The sequence below is a fragment of the Candidatus Thermoplasmatota archaeon genome (genome assembly GCA_035541015.1).
GTDB lineage: Archaea > Thermoplasmatota > SW-10-69-26 > JACQPN01 > JAIVGT01 > DATLFM01.
Genome location: DATLFM010000107.1, coordinates 1 through 15,381, shown reverse-complemented (window position 1 = coordinate 15,381; position 15,381 = coordinate 1). Strand labels below are relative to the sequence as shown.

Sequence of the window (15,381 nt, the reverse complement as noted above, 5' to 3'; positions counted from 1 at the left end):
CTTCTGGCCGGCGCTCTCGCCTGCCTGCTCCTTGCAGGATGCTTGCAACCGGAGGTCCAATCCGAGGACAGCGAGCCGCTGTCTCCGGCGCAGGAGGCGCCGCTTGGCGCCGTTCTTTCCGAGATTGCGCCGGTCGTGGCCGCGCTGGTCCCCACCGACTGCCTTTCGGGCGTGGGATCGATCGACCTCCAGCGCGCGACGATCGCAGACATCCAAGCGGCCTTGGCAGGCGGCGAGGTCACAAGCGCCGGCCTCGTAGGCGCGTACCTCGCGCGCTTCCTCGCCTTCGACGAGGGCGGGCCCGCGCTCAACTCCGTGCAAGCCATCCATCCGGCGGCGCGCGAGCAGGCCGTGGCCCTGGACGCGGAGCGCGCCGCGGGTCGAATCCGCGGTCCGCTGCACGGCATTCCGATCCTCCTCAAGGACAACGTCGGGACGAACGACATGCCGACGACGGCCGGCTCGGTCGCGCTTGCCGAGAACGTCCCGCCGCAGGACGCGACCCTCACCGCGCGGCTGCGCGAGGCCGGCGCGATCATCCTCGGCAAGACGCAGCTGTCCGAGTTCGCGAACTGGGTTTCGCTGAGGATGCCCAACGGCTACAGCTCGCTTGGCGGTCAGGTCGTGAACGCCTACACGGGCGGCGATCCGAGCGGATCGAGCAGCGGGTCGGGCGTGGCGGGCTCGATGGCCCTTGCCGCCGCCACGATCGGCACCGAGACGTCCGGAAGCATTCTTTCGCCCAGCAACGCCAACAGCCTGGTCGGCGTCAAGCCCACGATGGGCCTCGTAAGCCGCGCGGGCGTCATCCCGCTTGCCGCCAACTTCGACGTGCCGGGCCCCATGACGCGCACCGTTTGGGACGCGGCCGCGGTCCTCTCGGCCATCGCCGGACCCGACCCTCGCGATCCGGCGACGGCGGCAAGCGCCGAGCACCTTCCGCCCGGCGGCGACTACGCGGCCGCGCTTGGACCGGACGCGTTGGCCGGCGCGCGCATCGGCTTCGTGCCGCGTAACAACGAGCTCTTCGTGCGCGCCTTGGAGGATCTCGAGCGCTTGGGCGCCGTGCTCGTTCCCATCCAGGACAGCAACGCGCGGTACGTCGCCCTCACCGAGATCGGCCTCATCTTCAACGAGTTCAAGTTCGGCATCAACCGCTACCTCGCGGAGGAGGCCGGTCCCGGCCTTCCGGTGAAGACGCTCACGGACATCATCCTGTTCAACCAGCGGCATCCGGACCAAGTCAAGTACGGGCAGGACCTGCTGGTCGCATCCGAGGCTACGCCCGGCAGCGGCAGCATTGCCGACACGGCGGCCATTCCGACGATCACGGGGAGCCGCGCCGTGGCCGACGATCTCTTCCGCGCCAACGGGGTCGACGCCATCGTGGGCCCAAACGCGCCGTACACCAACCTCGGGGCGGCCGCCGGGTACCCCACCGTGACTGTTCCGTCCGGCTACAACGGCCGCACGCCCCAGGGCCTGAGCTTCTTTGGCCCCGCCTGGAGCGAGGCGCGCCTTCTTGGCTTCGCCTACGCGTACGAGCAAGGATCGCAGCGACGCGAGGCGCCCACAGCGATCAACCCGTCGCTTCTCGTCGGGATCTGCCCGCCGGCCGAGGCCTTGGAGACCGTCGTGAACGTGACCGCCCGGCCGTAGAGCGGCCCGGCCGCGCGCCCGCGGCATCGACCCGCGCGGCCGCCGCCAGCAGCCGGTCGATGGCTTCCGACGGGTACGGTCCCTGCCTCGCGAAGGTCACGCAACCGACCATGGCGACGAGCCCGGCGCGACGCAAGGCCTCCCGCCGCGCCGCGATCAGGCCCGGGTCTCCCGGATGCCAGAGGTGCAGCGTGATCGCCCGCTTGCGCTCGACCAGGCCGACGAAGACGCGCCTGGGATCAAACGTGCCTGCCGCGCAGGCCGCGGCGGCGCCGGGCGGACGAGGAACGATCCATCCGGGCATGCCGTGCGCCGTCACCCGCCGGGCGCGTCCGAAATGCCGGCGCACGGAGTCCGCCACGGTCGCGTGCGCGAGGCGGTAACGCTCGCTGGCGCGGGCGAGCGCCGCCCCGTGCGGGTCTCCCATGAGCCGTCTCACCGGGGCGCCGCGCCATAAGGTTGCCGACGGTGAGCCTAATGTACCCCCTCGTCCGTACGAGCGCGAGACCATGAGCTGGCGCGGCGCAGAGCACGATCGCAAGGAGATGTTCAACGCCCGCTGCGGCAAGTGCGGGGACCCCACTCGCGTGCCCTTCGACCCGGCCAAGAGTCCGGGACAGCCGATCATGTGCCGGAACTGCCGCGCGATCTACACCTAGGCGTCCGGCCACAGGCGGTAGAACCGCCAGAGATCGTGCTCGATCGACAGGATCTCCACGCGCGCGAAGCCTGCTTTCTCGGCGTACGCGCGAAGCGTCGCCGGCCGCATCGCCGTGCCCGTGGCGGCCGAGCCCGGTTGCTCGCGCGATGTGGGAAGGCAGAAGAGGACGCTCCAGGCGTAGAAGAGCCGTTCCGAAGGCGGTCCGGGCGCGACGAAGGATTCCGCGCAGCGCTCGTCGGCGATAAGCACGCTTCCGCCGGGCGCAAGCAGGCGACGGAGCGAGGCGAGGGCCTCCACCGGATGCGCCATGTCGTGCAGCGCTTCGAACACGGTGACGAGATCGTAGCGGCCCGCAAGCGTAGGATCGGCGGCGTCGGAGACCACAAAGCGCACGCGGTCGTCGACGCCGTGGGCTTTCGCGAGGGAGCGGGCAAGCTCGACGGATGGCGCGTCGAGGTCGAGGCCGTCGACGGCGATGCGAGGGTAGGCTTTCGCCATGGCGATGGACGACCAACCCGTGCCGCATCCGACGTCCGCCACGCGCGCGGGCGGAGCGTCCTGGAAGCGCTCGTGCAGGTCGGGGATCGCGGGGAGCCAATCGCGGCCCAGAAGGCTCACGAAGAGGGTGCGGTTCACGTCGGCCTGGCCTTCGCGAGCGTCGGCCCCGTAGGCCGCGTACGGCACGCCTTGCCCCGTGCGGAACGCTTCGACGAGCCGCGGCAGGCCCGAGTAGACGCCCACCGTGAAGCGGGACAGAGGCGCAAGGTGCGCCAGGCTGTCGGGCTCAAGGAGCGCCTCCCGGTCGTCCGGCGGGATGCGGTACCGCCGAGCGTCGCCGTCGTCCGATCGGGTGGCCACTTCCAGGATTCCCGCGACCGCCTGCTGCTCGAGCCACTCGCGTACGTAGCGCGGGTCGGTGCCCGTCTCGCGGGCGAGCTCGGGCGCGCTGGCGTCGCCCATCCGGTCCAGCGCGCGGTAGAGGCCCAACCGGTCGCCAAGATACACGCTCGCCGCCTCGTAGGCGGCGATGTTCCAGGCGAGAAGGCGGTCGGTGAGGGGCTCCCGACGCGCGCTGGACGGAAGATGGCTCACGGAAACCCTCGACCTTACGCATGCTCGAGGTCGCTCGTGAAGGTGTCGGCGAAGCACTTCCACGTGCCGTCGGCGGTCTTTCGCCAGCCTTCGAGGAACTTGCCGCGGTCCTCGACCTTGCGGCCGTCGGGCAGCACGAGGTCGGCGCGGTAGGTTCCTTGCGCCACGGCGAGGTCCCCCGACGACTCCACGGGACCGGGCGCGATGCGGACGTTCGAGTAGGCCTTGCCCATCTCCTGGAAGAAGCCCCGCAGCGCCGCGCGGCCGGAGACCGCGGGCACACCGGGCGGCAAGAACGTCGCGTCCTCGGTGTAGTGCGTGTTCACGAGCGCCTCGTAGTTGCCGCCGTTGAACAGACGCGGGAATTCGAGCTGCAGGCCCTGGATCGCCTTCGTCGCTTCGGGGTTGCTTCGGTTCACTTGGGATCGCCCCGATGGGCCAATGGCCCGCGCCTCCCAAAGCGGGCGCTGGAAGGCGGTTCACGCGGAATGGACACCCGAACCCGGCGGGCTGTCAGCGCGCGGGGTCCGGGGCCCCGCTTCCTGACGCGGCCGCCGCGGCCGCAAGCTTCGCGTCGAGAAGCTCGTCGATCCAATCCATGCGCGAGTCCACGTCGGTGAGCACGAGCGCCTGCACGCGGGTCACGCCCGGCACGGCCGCCCCCTTCTGCCGCAATCGCTCCACGTCCATGGCCGAGGAGGCGAACACGAGCACGTCGAAGTTGCCCGCCTGCAACGAAGCCGGCGGGTGCGCGAACACGACGTGCTCGTCGAGAGCGCGGAGGATGCGCCCGGGAGCCTGGCGGTCCGCCGGATCCTCGAAGAAGAACAAGAGCACGAAGGGCACGACGCCCGGCTCGGCCGCGGGGTTGAGAAGCGGCTTCACGAAGAAGCTCCCCTCCTCGGCCATGCGATCGTAGTGACGCTTCACGGTGCGGTAGCCCACGCCCAGCTCCTCGGCGACCTCGACGAGCGACCGCTTGGCGCGGCCGCGCAGCGCGCGCACGATCCGCCAGTCGAGGTGCGAGAGGGAGCGCTCGACCGCGGGCATGCGCCACCCGAGGAACGGAAGCGGCGAGGGATCGCCCGACGCCTCCGCGAGCGCGCGAAGCCGCGTCGCCCGTTGACCGGGCGTCTGGAACGAGAGGTCCACGCACGCCTCGGTCCCAAGGAAGTACGTGACCTCCAGCAGGCCCTCGACGAGCCCGAGGGAGTTGCGCAGGCGCTCGCGGTGCGGCTCGTCGGGCGGCCGGATCAAGAAGGCGTCGGCGGACAGGCCCAGGTGCCGGAGGTTCGGGACGATCTCGTAGCCGGCGATCACCCCCGTTCCCTCCATGCGCGCGATGCGGTCCCGGACCGTCTCCGGGCTCAGGCCCACCTCGCGTGCGATGCGCGCGGGCCGCAGCGCGTCGGAGCCGTTGGCGCGCGGCGCATAGGGGAAGGGTCCCATCGCGCGAAGGATGCGGATGTCGACGGCGTCCATGGGAGTCCCCTACGGCAGCGGCGGCAGCTTGCCGCGCCGCGCGATCACGAGCGCCCCCTTCTGGACGACGACGTCGAGCGTGTCGCCGCTCTTCCAGCCGAGCTCTTCTACGGTCTTGGCCGGAAGGCTCGTGAGGCGCCAGCTGTGGTACGTCTTGTTGCCGTAGCGGCGGTTGAGGACGCGATGGACCTTCATCGTGGCGCGATCGCGGGGTCAGGACTAAAACTTTAGGGTCATAAAAAAAGGAAGGGGCGGCCGCAAGACCGCCCCGCGAAGCCCTACTTCCGGCGCGCGAGGAGCACCGCGCCGGCGCCGGCAAGCCCGACGGCCCCGGCGACCGCAAGCGCGTCGAGGCCCGGCGTCTTGGCGGGCTTTGCCGCGTCGTTCGATGTGCGCTGCTGCTCGTTGCCGGCGCGCTCGCGGCCGTCGTCGTCGCCGCCGGCCAGCAGGTAGTACATCTCCTCCGCGTCGCCCACGGCAAGCCGCGCGAAGCCGAGGAGCTCGTCGCCGGCCGTCGCCACGATCTCGACGTTCTTGCCGTCGATTGCGGCGGGGACGCGGAACGAGAAGGCGCCGGAGGCCCAATCATCGAGCGCGACCGTGCCAAGCGAGCCGCTGCGGTAGTCGTTCGAGCTCACGGGGGTTTCGGGGTCGTCCGAGGGCGCCTCGTAGAAACGCCAGCGGATCTCGATCGTCCGTCCGGCCCACGCTCGGCGCGCGTCGTCGTCCCGCGGCGCCAGTCGAAGTCCGAGCTCGTCGCCCACGTCGGCGCGCGGGGCCGAAAGAGCAAGCTGCAGCGGCGTGGCGATGTAGATCGCCTGGGCGCTCGAGAGGCTCACGACGACGGCGGCGAAAACCGCCAGGGGGGCTAGCATTCGCGTCATGCAAGGAAGGGAGGGACGGGCGTTCACCTAAGGGGCGGCGGAAACGTTCGGCAAAAACCGACGGGTCGGGAGCGAAAAATGGAAAAATCCTGCCGCCGGACGGACGGCCGCTTGCGTCGTGGATCGTACCTCCACGAAGCGACGGAATGCGCATCGGGCCCGGCGGACGCACCGCCGCGGCTTGGTCAGGGTTCCACGGAGCGGGGGCCTACGTCGGGGCCGCCGGATCGGGGGATGGGGTTCCGTCGACTGCGGGCTTGCTCGTATGGTTACAATCTTCTTGCAGCACACCACCTCCTGGTTTTTCGTCCGTGGACGACGGTTTCCCGACTCGCGCGCCGCACATTAAGCCGATCGGTTTCGGCCGGGTGACCGTCGCGGCCGACCGCCGGCTATTTGCCGAGGGGCGCCGGTGCGCGCGCGTGACCGTCGCGACCGAGCGCCTTTGGCTCCTGCACCCTTCGCCGCGGGCGACGACGGCAACGGTGGCGGCCGTGCGGGGGGAGACGTTCGTGCCCGATCGGTCCCTGTTCCGGCCCTCGGGCTCCGACGCGCGCCATCCGCAGCCTGCCGACCGCGGCGAGGTCTGGGTGGGCGGCGACAAGCGCAAGCTCGCGTCGGCGCGATGGTTCCGCGGCGAGCTGCGTCTTGCGCTTGCGGGCACGGTCCCGCCGGCGGGCGCAAACGTCCGCTGCCACCTCGACGTGGCGCGGCGCGAGGCCATCGAGGAGGCGCACACGGCGATGCACCTTGTCGTCTCGGCGCTCGCGCGGGCGCGCCAGGCCGTTTTCACGGACGCGTGCGCGGTGCAGGGCGGGCGCCATTTCGCGCTCGTCCTTCGGCGGGACACCTTCGCCCCAAAGGGCGTCGCCGACGCGCTCTTGGCCGCCAACGAAGCCGCGGCGCGGCGGCTGGAGGTGAAAATCGAGCACGCGGCGGCGGGCTTTGCGCGCGACGTCGACGAGCAACCGTTTGCCGATGGCGTCCGGACGCCCGGAGGCGACGTGCTGCGCGTGGTTCGAATCGGCGAGGCGTCCGCGCTTCCCTGCGACGGGACGCTGCGGACGACCACGGCGGGGTTGGGACGCATCGTGCTTGCGGCCGCAAGGCCCGTGGCCGAGGGCTGGGTCCTGCAATTCCGCCTGGACCCTCGCTCCCGTGGGGCTTAAATCGGGGAAGGGCGGTGCGCGCTTGTGGAGCCGCGGAAGCCCTGGCACGCTTTGACGCCCGAGGAGGCTCTTTCCGCGGTCGCAAGCCGCGCGGAAGGCCTTTCACGGGCGGAGGCAAACGCGCGCCTGGCGCGCGAGGGGGCAAACGAGCTTGCGCCGCCCAAGCGCCGCGGCCCGATCGCGCGGTTTGCGCTGCAGTTCCACAACGTGCTCATCTACGTGCTGTTGGCCGCCGCCGGCGTCACGGCCTTCCTGGGCCACTGGCTTGACACCGGCGTGATCGTGGGCGTCGTCGTGGTGAACGCCTTCATCGGATTCGTCCAGGAGGGCAAGGCCGAGCGCGCGCTCGAGGGGATCCGGAAGCTCCTGTCGCTGCAGGCGGTGGCGGTGCGCGACGGCGTCCGCCGGACGATCCCCGCGCGCGAGCTTGTGCCCGGCGACGTGGTCTTTCTCCAATCGGGCGACAAGGTTCCCGCCGACCTGCGGCTGCTCACGATCAAGAACCTCCGCATCGACGAGGCCCCCCTCACGGGGGAGTCGGAGCCCGTCGAGAAATCCGCGAAGCCCGCCGACGCGGGCGCGGTCGTGGGCGACCGGTTCTGCATGGCGCATTCGGGCACGCTTGTGACCTTCGGCCAGGCCACCGGCGTCGTGGTGGCGACGGGCATGCGGACCGAGCTTGGCCGCATCAGCGCGCTCCTGTCCGAGGTGCAGACCGTGACCACGCCGCTGCTGCGGCAGATCGCGCAGTTCGCGCGCTGGCTTACGGCGGCCATCCTCGCCGTCGCGGCTTTCACGTTCCTCGTGGGCGTGGGCCTGCGCAACTTCTCGCCCGTCGACATGTTCCTTGCCACGGTGGGCCTCACGGTCGCGGCCATCCCGGAGGGCCTGCCGGCGATCCTCACGATCACGCTTGCGATCGGCGTCGAGCGCATGGCCAAGCAAAGCGCCATCGTACGGCGGCTTCCGGCCGTGGAGACGCTCGGTTCGGTGACGGTCATCTGCTCGGACAAGACCGGGACGCTCACGCGCAACGAGATGACCGTCCAGACCGTCGCGGTGGCGGGCCGGACGCTCGAGGTCACGGGCGGCGGGTACGCGCCGCGTGGGGGCTTCCGCGCAGGCGGCAGCGAGTTGCCAGCGCCGCCTGCCGCGCTCGTCGAGCTTGCGCGCGCGGGACTCCTGTGCAACGACGCGGCCCTCCATGCGGAGGGCGACGGGTGGAGGCTCGAAGGCGACCCCACGGAGGGCGCGCTCGTCACGCTTGCGATGAAGGCCGGCCTCGAGCCGGAGTCCGAGCGCAAGCGCCATCCGCGCCTGGACGTCGTGCCCTTCGAATCGGAGCACCGCTTCATGGCGACCCTCAACGAAGGCCCGGCAGGATCCGGTTGGATCGCGGTCAAGGGCGCGCCCGAGCGCGTGCTCTCCATGTGCGACCGCGAGCGCACGGTCGACGGCGAGACCCCCATCGACCGCGCGCGCTGGACGGAGCTTGCCGCCGACCTTGCGCAATCCGGCCAGCGCGTGCTCGCCGTCGCCGCGCGGACGGCGGGCCCGAAAGCTGCCACCCTTTCGCCCCACGACGTCGAGTCCGGCCTGACGCTTCTTGGGCTTGTGGGCATCACCGATCCTCCCCGTGAGGAGGCGAAGGCGGCCGTCGCGCGGTGCAGGCAGGCCGGCATCCGCGTCAAGATGGTCACGGGCGACCACGCCCTCACCGCCCGCGCCATCGGAAAGGCGCTTGGCATCGGCGACGGCGTGCGCGTGCTCACGGGCCGCGACCTCGAGGCCATGGACGATGCGACGCTTGCCCGCGAGGCGACGGAGGTCGACGTCTACGCCCGGGCGAGCCCCGAGCACAAGCTCCGCCTCGTCCAGGCGCTGCAAGGGCGCGGGCACGTCGTGGCGATGACCGGCGACGGCGTCAACGACTCGCCCGCCTTGCGCCGGGCCGACATCGGCATCGCCATGGGCGTGAAGGGCACCGAGGCGGCCAAGGAGGCCGCGGAGATGGTGCTTGCCGACGACAACTTCGCCTCCATCGCGCGCGCGGTCGAGGAGGGCCGCACGGTGTACGACAACATCCGCAAGGCGCTCCTGTTCATCCTGCCGACAAACGGCGGCCAGGCCCTCGTCGTCGTGGCGGCCGTGCTCTTCAACATCGGCGCCCTCACGGCCCACGGGTTCGAGCTCCCCATCACGCCCGTCCAGATCCTGTGGGTCAACATGGTGGTCGCCGTCACGCTCGCGCTTGCGCTTGCCTTCGAGCCCACCGAACCCGACGTCATGCGCCGCGCGCCCCGTCCGCCGACGGCGCCGCTGCTGCCGGCGCGCTTTGCCCTGAGGATCACCTTCGTGGGGGCGCTCCTTGCGGCCACGACGCTCTTCCACTTCCTCTTCGAGCTGGACCGCGGCGCGAGCTTGGAGGCGGCCCGCACCGTCGCCATCAACACGCTCGTGGCGGGCCAGGCCTTCTACCTCTTCAACAGCCGCTTCATCTTCGCTCCGAGCCTAAGCCGCCAGGCGATCCTCGGCAACCGCGTCGTGCTGCTGGCCGTCGGCGCCCTGATCGTGCTCCAGGTCGCCTTCACGCACTGGGCGCCCATGCAGACGCTCTTCGAGACGACGGCGTTGGATTTGGAGACCTGGGGGCGCGTCACGATCCTTGGCGCCGTCGTGTTCGTGGCGGTGGAGATCGAAAAGGCGGCCCTGGGCCGGCGCGGGGCGGGCCCAAGCGGCGCTCAGGCCTCAGCCTGACGGCGTTGCCAAGGGCGGCGCCCGGGTGTCGAGCCAGCCGAACCCGACTTCCTCGAAGCTTGTGCCGGCCATGCGGACGCGGCGCAGCCGTACCGGCGAGGCGCCAAGCGTGGCGAACAAGCGCGCGTGCGGCGACTCGGCGGGAACCCAAGCAAGCATCGTGGTGAGCCCGGCGCGCGCAAGCTCGGCCGCGACCGTGCGGGCAAGCGGCGCCGCGGCCTCCCCGACAAGCACGTGCAGGCCCAGGAGCTCGCCGCGGAAGACGGGGTCGCCCGTGCGCTCGGCGCCTCCGGCCGCAAATCCCACCACCCGCTCGTCGTCCTCCGCGACGAAAAGGTAGCGTCGCGCCGCCTCGTTCTCGAGCTGACCCGCCCAGAACCGCTCCCGCTCGTCCACCTGGAGGAGGTTCAGCCGGTCCCGAGGCAGGATTCCGAGGAGGGTCTTCCGCAGGCTCTCGACGTGCACGGTGGCAAGCGCGAGCTCGTCGCCGGTCGCCGCGCGCCGGATGCGGAAAGGCTCCTCCACGCGCGGCCATCGGCCCGCCGATTCATGCCCCTGTCGGCGAACCGGCGAGCCAAACTCAAGACCGGGAAACGCGGTCCTTGCAGGTTGACCGGTTGGAGTCTTCCCCGCCCTGTCGCATGCTGGCGGCCTAAACCTTTATTTCGAGAATCCGGTTGTGTGCGCCATGGCCGACCGGACGGCAAGCCCGGGCAGCGCAACCGAGTACGACGTCATCGTGGTCGGAGGAGGTCCGGGCGGAAGCTCTGCGGCAAGCTTCTGCTCGCGCGCCGGCCTTCGGACGCTGCTCCTCGAGAAGTCGAAGTACCCGCGCGACAAGACCTGCGGAGACGCCATCTCCGGAAAGTCCATCGCGGTCCTCCGCGAGCTTGGGCTCCACACGTGGATCGAGAAGGAGCCCTACGCGCGCGCCAACGGCGTCGTGTTCTCGAGCCCCGCCGGCGACGTCGTGCAGATCCCCTTCCCCAAGAAGATCGACCCCGCCTCCATGAAGGACCAGCGGACCTACAAGTACATCGATCCCGGCTACGTCGTTCGACGCCTGGTCTTCGACAACATCGTGTTCTCCTACGCGAAGAAGCAGGAGAACGTCACGGCGATCGAGGAGTTCGCGGTGACGGACGTCGTGATCGAGGAGGGCTTTGCCCGCGGCGTCACCGGCAAGCACAAGGACGGCCGCGAGCAGACCTTCCGCGCGAAGGTCGTGATCGGCGCCGACGGCGCCCTTTCCAAGGTGGCCTCTGCCGTGGGGGCCTACGACTTCGAGAACAAGAACCACGACCACTGGATCGGGGCCTTCCGCTGGTACGCCGACGGCATCACGGACCTCACCGACGACATCGAGATCCACTTCGTCGACGGGCTTCTCCCCGGCTATTTCTGGATCTTCCCCGTGGACAACGGGGCGGCCAACGTGGGCGCCGGCATGGTCGAGACCGACCTTCAGGCCAAGGGCCCCGACGGCAAGAAGAAGGTGAACATGAAGGAGATCACCTTCGAGATCATCAAGTCGCACCCCATGTTCAAGGAGCGCTTCAAGAACGCGACGACGTGGGAGGGGAGCTTCAAGGGATGGCAGCTTCCCTGCGGAAGCGAGCGCCGCACGCTTGCCGGAAACGGCTGGATGCTCGTGGGCGACGCCGGCGGCCTCATCGACCCGTTCTCGGGAGAGGGCATCGGAAACGCGCTTGTCTCGGGACGCTACGCCGCCGAGTACGCCGCGCTTGCAATCAAGAAAGGAGACGTGTCCAAGGCGACGCTTGCGGCCTACGAAGCGCGCATCTGGAAGGAGCTTGGCCACGAGCTCGACATGAGCTACAAGCTCCAGAAGATGGGCCGCCACACGTGGCTTCTCAACTGGGTCCTTCGCAAGGCCGCGACGAAGCCCGCCGTTCGCGCCCTCATCAGCGACATGCTCGCCGACCGCGAGAAGAAGGAGCAGCTCACCGGCTGGTGGAGCATCCTCAAGATCCTCCTCCTGCCCTCGTGGATGCTGCCCAAGGCAAGCGGCGACGGCGTCGACGCGGGCAAGGCCGTGCCCCCGCAGGCACTGCCAAGGCAGCTGGAACGCGCACGGGCCGCCGAGGTGCCCAAGCAGCTCGTGGCGCCGGGGCAGAGGAAGTAACCTTCGATCGCGGGCATCTCCGAGACCGACCGCCGTTGCGACCGTGCCGCGTGTTCGGCTATCCGTGCCCGCGCAACGATTCGCAAAGCGCGTCAAACCGCTCGAAGCCGAGCCTCTCCATCTCGCCGACGAGCCCCCGATGGATCCGCTTCACGATCCCCGGCCCCTCGTAGACCATGCCCGTGTACACCTGCACGAGATCGGCGCCGGCCGCAAGCTTCTCCAGCGCGTCGTCTGCGGTGAAGACGCCGCCCACGCCGATCACCGACAGCCGATCGCCGGCGGCCTCGCGCACGAGCCGGACCGTCCGGTTCGACAGGGCGCGAAGCGGCGCGCCCGAAAGCCCCCCGGGCTCGCGCTGCACCCAGCCGTGATGCGTGCGCGCGATCGTCGTGTTCGTGGCGACGATCCCGGCCAGTCGCTTTTCCACGGCAAGCTCCACGACCGCGCGCACGTCGTCGGGCGGAAGGTCCGGCGCGATCTTGACGAGCGTCGGACGGCCCGGCGCGTTGGCCTCGCGGACCGCGTCGAGGATGCGGGCCAACGCCTCGGTCGACTGGAGCGCCCGGAGGCCCGGCGTGTTGGGGCTCGAGACATTCACGACGAAGTACGACGCGTGCCGATGCGTCGTTCTCACGCACGAAGCGTAGTCCTCGTGCGCCGCGTCGGCCGGCGTGTCCCGGTTCTTGCCGACGTTGACGCCCACCGGCACGCCGGGCCGCGCCCGTGCCAGGCGCGCGGCGACGGCCACCGCGCCGTCGTTGTTGAAGCCCAAGCGGTTGACGAGCCCGCGGCGGGGCACGTCGCGGAAGATGCGCGGGCGAGGATTGCCGGGCTGCGGTCGGGGCGTGACGGTTCCGACCTCGACGTGACCAAACCCGAGCGCGGCCAAACCGTCGACGCAGCGCGCGCTCTTGTCGAAGCCGGCGGCAAGCCCGACCGGGCTTGGGAAGGCGACGCCAAAGGCCGACGAGGCAAGCCGCGGGTCGGGGCGATGGAAGGCGGCGCGGACAAGCGCGTCGAGCGCGCCGCCGCGGCGCACGCGCGAGAGGAGCCCGACGACGCGATCGTGCGCCCGCTCGGCGTCGAGCTGGAAGACCAACGGTCGCGCCAGCCGGTAGAGCGAGCGCGGGTCCCCCGTTGGCATCCGTCCGGGCAAGGCCGCGGAAGCCTAAGCCCGTTTCGAAGCGGCTGGCGAACCCATTCGCCAAAATACTGGCGAATGGCCGGTCAATTCCAATGAAAAGGTACTTTTTGGCGTGTGGCCGTCTGATTCGCCAAAATCTTGAAGCTTCAGCATCGCCTCTTGGGTCCTGGAGCGATTGGCATGGCGGTCGGCTTTGTCCTCATCAGCGCGGCGCCGTCGAAGGAGCACGACGTCTACAACCACTTGCTGAAGGTCCCGGAGATCGTCGAGCTCCACCCGCTCTTTGGCGAATACGACCTCATCGCAAAGATCGAGGCGGGGGACTTCGACACGCTAGGCCAGATCATCGTGAATCGCATCCGCACGATCGACGGGGTCATGGACACGAAGACCCTCACGGGCACGCGATTCTGATTACGGCACGTTTTTGAAGCGGAATCGGGTTCCCGGTACGACGGTGGAGAGACTTGGCGCTGCAAACCGGCATGACCGCGCTCGACATCTTCCTGAGCATCGCCATCTTCTCGTTTGGCCTGCTCACGTTCCTGTCGGGACTCTTCACGGCCTACTTCGGCGCGGGGCGCAGCCGCAAGATCGGCATGGGACTCACCGTGTTTGGCATCCTCGCGCTTGTGATCTGGTTGGGGCTCGCCTTCCTCGACGTCTCGGCGCTTCGGGCGCTTGCGCCAAACTGGGATTACGTGGGCGTCGTGAAGGCGCTTGTCGCCGTGGTCGGCGGCATCGTGGGCGCCATCGTGGCCTTGGGGTTGTTCCTCGTCAGCATCATGAAGGCCTAGCGGGCGGCCGCACGCAGGAGCGCGGCTCCAATGGGAGCGATTGTCACGGAACGCTTATGGCGCACGCTCCTCGAAGCGACTAACGATACGTATGATGGAGCGTGCTGACGAGCGGGCGGGCGAGACGGTCGAACGGCGCGTGGAACAAACGGAGGCCCCCTGGCCCGAAGATCCAGACTACCGGTGGGGCTACATCGGCATCCCGACGGCCGGCGGAACCATCGCCCGCATCGTGGCGATCTTCCTTGTCGCGGGAATCGCGCTCGGGCTCGGCGGAGTCGTCCTGGCCGCGGCGGCCGACGGTTTCGAGGTGGCGCGCGCCGAGGTCGGAAGCGACACCCTTCTGGCCGCGCTTGGAATCGGGCTTGTCGTGACCACGGCCGTTCTCCTGGCCGTCGTCGGCGGCGTGTACGCAGCGCGCGCCCTGCGGGACCGGCCGGGGGCGGCCGCAGGAGCAGGCTTCGTCGGGGGCTTCCTTGGCGCGGCCACGCTTGCGCTTGTCTTCCTCGCCGTGGCGGCGGGCGGATGGATGGCCGTGAACCCCGGCTCGGACGTGAACCTGGGCGCGGCCGGCGAGAACGCGCAGGTCACGCTGCTTGGGCTCGTGGCCCTCTTCGCGCTCGTCGGCATCGCCTGCGGGGGCACGGCCGCGGTCACGCTCCCGGGCCGCGAGGTGCTCGCGCCTGGCCCCGTGCGCTACCCGCGTCGCGCGCGGCGGGCCGCCGACGTCCGGTAGGCCCTCTAGCGGCGCAGCAGCCCCACGATGCGGCTTTCGGTGAGCGTCCGCTTCCCCTGGGCGAAGTTGGACGCAAGCCGATCCCACCGGCCGTCCGAGAGCCATCGCGACGTCCGCTCCGGGCCCAGCGCCTCGCGCGCTTCCTGGATGCTCTTGAACCGCACGCGAAACGCCTCCCGCTCGAGCGTCTCCACGGCGAGCCCGGCGCGTGCGGCGGCGTCGCGAATCTGCGCTTCGGCGTAGGTGAACCGGCCGGCGCCGTCGATCTCCGCGAACTGGTCCTTGCCCATGCAGCAAAAAACGATGGCCCCGCCGGCGGGCAGCGCCGCGGCCGCGTGGGCGACGACGGCCTCGGAGAAGGCGAGGTTGGTGGCGACGAGGTCGAAGCCGTCCTGCCGGAAGCGGCCGTAGGGCGTCTTGTCGGCGTCGGCGACCACGAACTCGGCCCGGGCGCTCACGCCGATGGACCGCGCCTTGGCGCGCGCGGCCTCGATCGCCTTGGCGTCCACGTCGATCCCGACGACGTGCTTCACGTGCGACGCGAGGAAGAACGCAACCCGGCCTGACCCGCAGCCGACGTCCAGCGCCACCGTCTGCCCGGGCTTGCACTCCCGGAGCAGCAACTCACGGAACCGCGGGCGCAGCCCCGCGTGCATGTCCTCGAAGCCGCCCTCGTAGTCATGGACCGGAAGCTCCGGCCCCTTGCGTGCGGCCGGCGGCACGCGGGGAGGCGGCGACGGCGAGAAGGACGTCATCGCCGTCCGAAGGCCCCCCTGCTCAAAGAAGCTTGCTGCGCCGGGCGACGAGCGCCAAGGCGACCACCGACAAGGCCGCAAGCCACGGCTCGAGCC

At 70.2% G+C, this 15,381-nt stretch carries 16 protein-coding genes; 8 read left to right on the top strand and 8 right to left on the bottom strand.

Annotated elements, in window-relative coordinates:
* The coding region (locus tag VM681_10575; GenBank protein ID HVL88429.1) for an amidase family protein at positions 1-1,659 on the top strand (1,659 nt) is incomplete at its 5' end.
* A gap of 509 nt (positions 1,660-2,168) precedes the next feature.
* The gene (locus VM681_10570) at positions 2,169-2,318 is read left to right on the top strand and encodes a CxxC-x17-CxxC domain-containing protein (protein HVL88428.1); all 150 of its coding nucleotides are present in this window, start codon (positions 2,169-2,171) and stop codon (positions 2,316-2,318) included.
* On the opposite strand, the gene VM681_10565 is transcribed toward VM681_10570, so the two are convergent.
* From VM681_10565 to VM681_10545, 5 genes are all read right to left on the bottom strand, one after another.
* Entirely contained in the window at positions 2,315-3,412 is a 1,098-nt protein-coding gene (locus VM681_10565; protein HVL88427.1) for a class I SAM-dependent methyltransferase, read from the bottom strand. The genes VM681_10570 and VM681_10565 overlap by 4 nt on opposite strands.
* 14 nt (positions 3,413-3,426) lie before the next feature.
* A complete protein-coding gene (locus VM681_10560) occupies positions 3,427-3,831 on the bottom strand; it encodes a nuclear transport factor 2 family protein (protein ID HVL88426.1) in 405 nt (134 codons plus the stop codon).
* Positions 3,832-3,925: 94 nt separating this feature from the next.
* Entirely contained in the window at positions 3,926-4,894 is a 969-nt protein-coding gene (locus VM681_10555) for an Lrp/AsnC family transcriptional regulator (protein HVL88425.1), read from the bottom strand.
* A gap of 9 nt (positions 4,895-4,903) precedes the next feature.
* Positions 4,904-5,089: an AbrB/MazE/SpoVT family DNA-binding domain-containing protein gene (locus VM681_10550; protein ID HVL88424.1), complete on the bottom strand. Its 186-nt coding sequence runs from the start codon at positions 5,087-5,089 to the stop codon at positions 4,904-4,906.
* An 83-nt stretch (positions 5,090-5,172) separates the two neighbouring features.
* Positions 5,173-5,778 carry a hypothetical protein gene (locus VM681_10545; protein HVL88423.1) on the bottom strand — a complete coding sequence of 202 codons (606 nt, stop codon included), beginning with the start codon at positions 5,776-5,778 and terminating at the stop codon, positions 5,173-5,175.
* A gap of 422 nt (positions 5,779-6,200) precedes the next feature.
* Here VM681_10545 and VM681_10540 point away from each other — a divergent pair, with 422 nt between their 5' ends.
* Together VM681_10540 and VM681_10535 are read left to right on the top strand one after the other, a co-directional pair.
* Positions 6,201-6,947, top strand: coding sequence for a hypothetical protein (locus tag VM681_10540; GenBank protein ID HVL88422.1), 747 nt, complete (start codon positions 6,201-6,203; stop codon positions 6,945-6,947).
* Between the two features lie 24 nt (positions 6,948-6,971).
* Positions 6,972-9,704 carry a cation-transporting P-type ATPase gene (locus VM681_10535; protein ID HVL88421.1) on the top strand — a complete coding sequence of 911 codons (2,733 nt, stop codon included), beginning with the start codon at positions 6,972-6,974 and terminating at the stop codon, positions 9,702-9,704.
* Here the strand turns inward: VM681_10535 and VM681_10530 are convergent.
* Positions 9,696-10,229, bottom strand: coding sequence for a hypothetical protein (locus VM681_10530; GenBank protein HVL88420.1), 534 nt, complete (start codon positions 10,227-10,229; stop codon positions 9,696-9,698). The genes VM681_10535 and VM681_10530 overlap by 9 nt on opposite strands.
* Before the next feature lie 163 nt (positions 10,230-10,392).
* Between VM681_10530 and VM681_10525 the strand changes: the two genes are divergently transcribed.
* The gene (locus tag VM681_10525; GenBank protein HVL88419.1) at positions 10,393-11,850 is read left to right on the top strand and encodes a geranylgeranyl reductase family protein; all 1,458 of its coding nucleotides are present in this window, start codon (positions 10,393-10,395) and stop codon (positions 11,848-11,850) included.
* Between the two features lie 58 nt (positions 11,851-11,908).
* Here VM681_10525 and VM681_10520 read toward each other — a convergent pair whose 3' ends face one another.
* The gene (locus VM681_10520) at positions 11,909-12,997 is read right to left on the bottom strand and encodes a quinone-dependent dihydroorotate dehydrogenase (protein ID HVL88418.1); all 1,089 of its coding nucleotides are present in this window, start codon (positions 12,995-12,997) and stop codon (positions 11,909-11,911) included.
* Positions 12,998-13,177: 180 nt separating this feature from the next.
* On the opposite strand from VM681_10520, the gene VM681_10515 reads away from it, so the two are divergent.
* The 3 genes from VM681_10515 (at position 13,178) to VM681_10505 (ending at position 14,530) form a co-directional block, all read left to right on the top strand.
* Positions 13,178-13,411 carry an Lrp/AsnC ligand binding domain-containing protein gene (locus VM681_10515; protein HVL88417.1) on the top strand — a complete coding sequence of 78 codons (234 nt, stop codon included), beginning with the start codon at positions 13,178-13,180 and terminating at the stop codon, positions 13,409-13,411.
* Between the two features lie 53 nt (positions 13,412-13,464).
* Positions 13,465-13,794: a hypothetical protein gene (locus tag VM681_10510; protein ID HVL88416.1), complete on the top strand. Its 330-nt coding sequence runs from the start codon at positions 13,465-13,467 to the stop codon at positions 13,792-13,794.
* A gap of 91 nt (positions 13,795-13,885) precedes the next feature.
* Positions 13,886-14,530, top strand: a complete 645-nt coding sequence (locus tag VM681_10505; protein HVL88415.1) for a hypothetical protein — start codon at positions 13,886-13,888, stop codon at positions 14,528-14,530.
* 5 nt (positions 14,531-14,535) lie between these two features.
* On the opposite strand, the gene VM681_10500 is transcribed toward VM681_10505, so the two are convergent.
* Positions 14,536-15,285 carry a methyltransferase domain-containing protein gene (locus tag VM681_10500; protein ID HVL88414.1) on the bottom strand — a complete coding sequence of 250 codons (750 nt, stop codon included), beginning with the start codon at positions 15,283-15,285 and terminating at the stop codon, positions 14,536-14,538.
* Between the last annotated feature and the right edge of the window lie 96 nt (positions 15,286-15,381).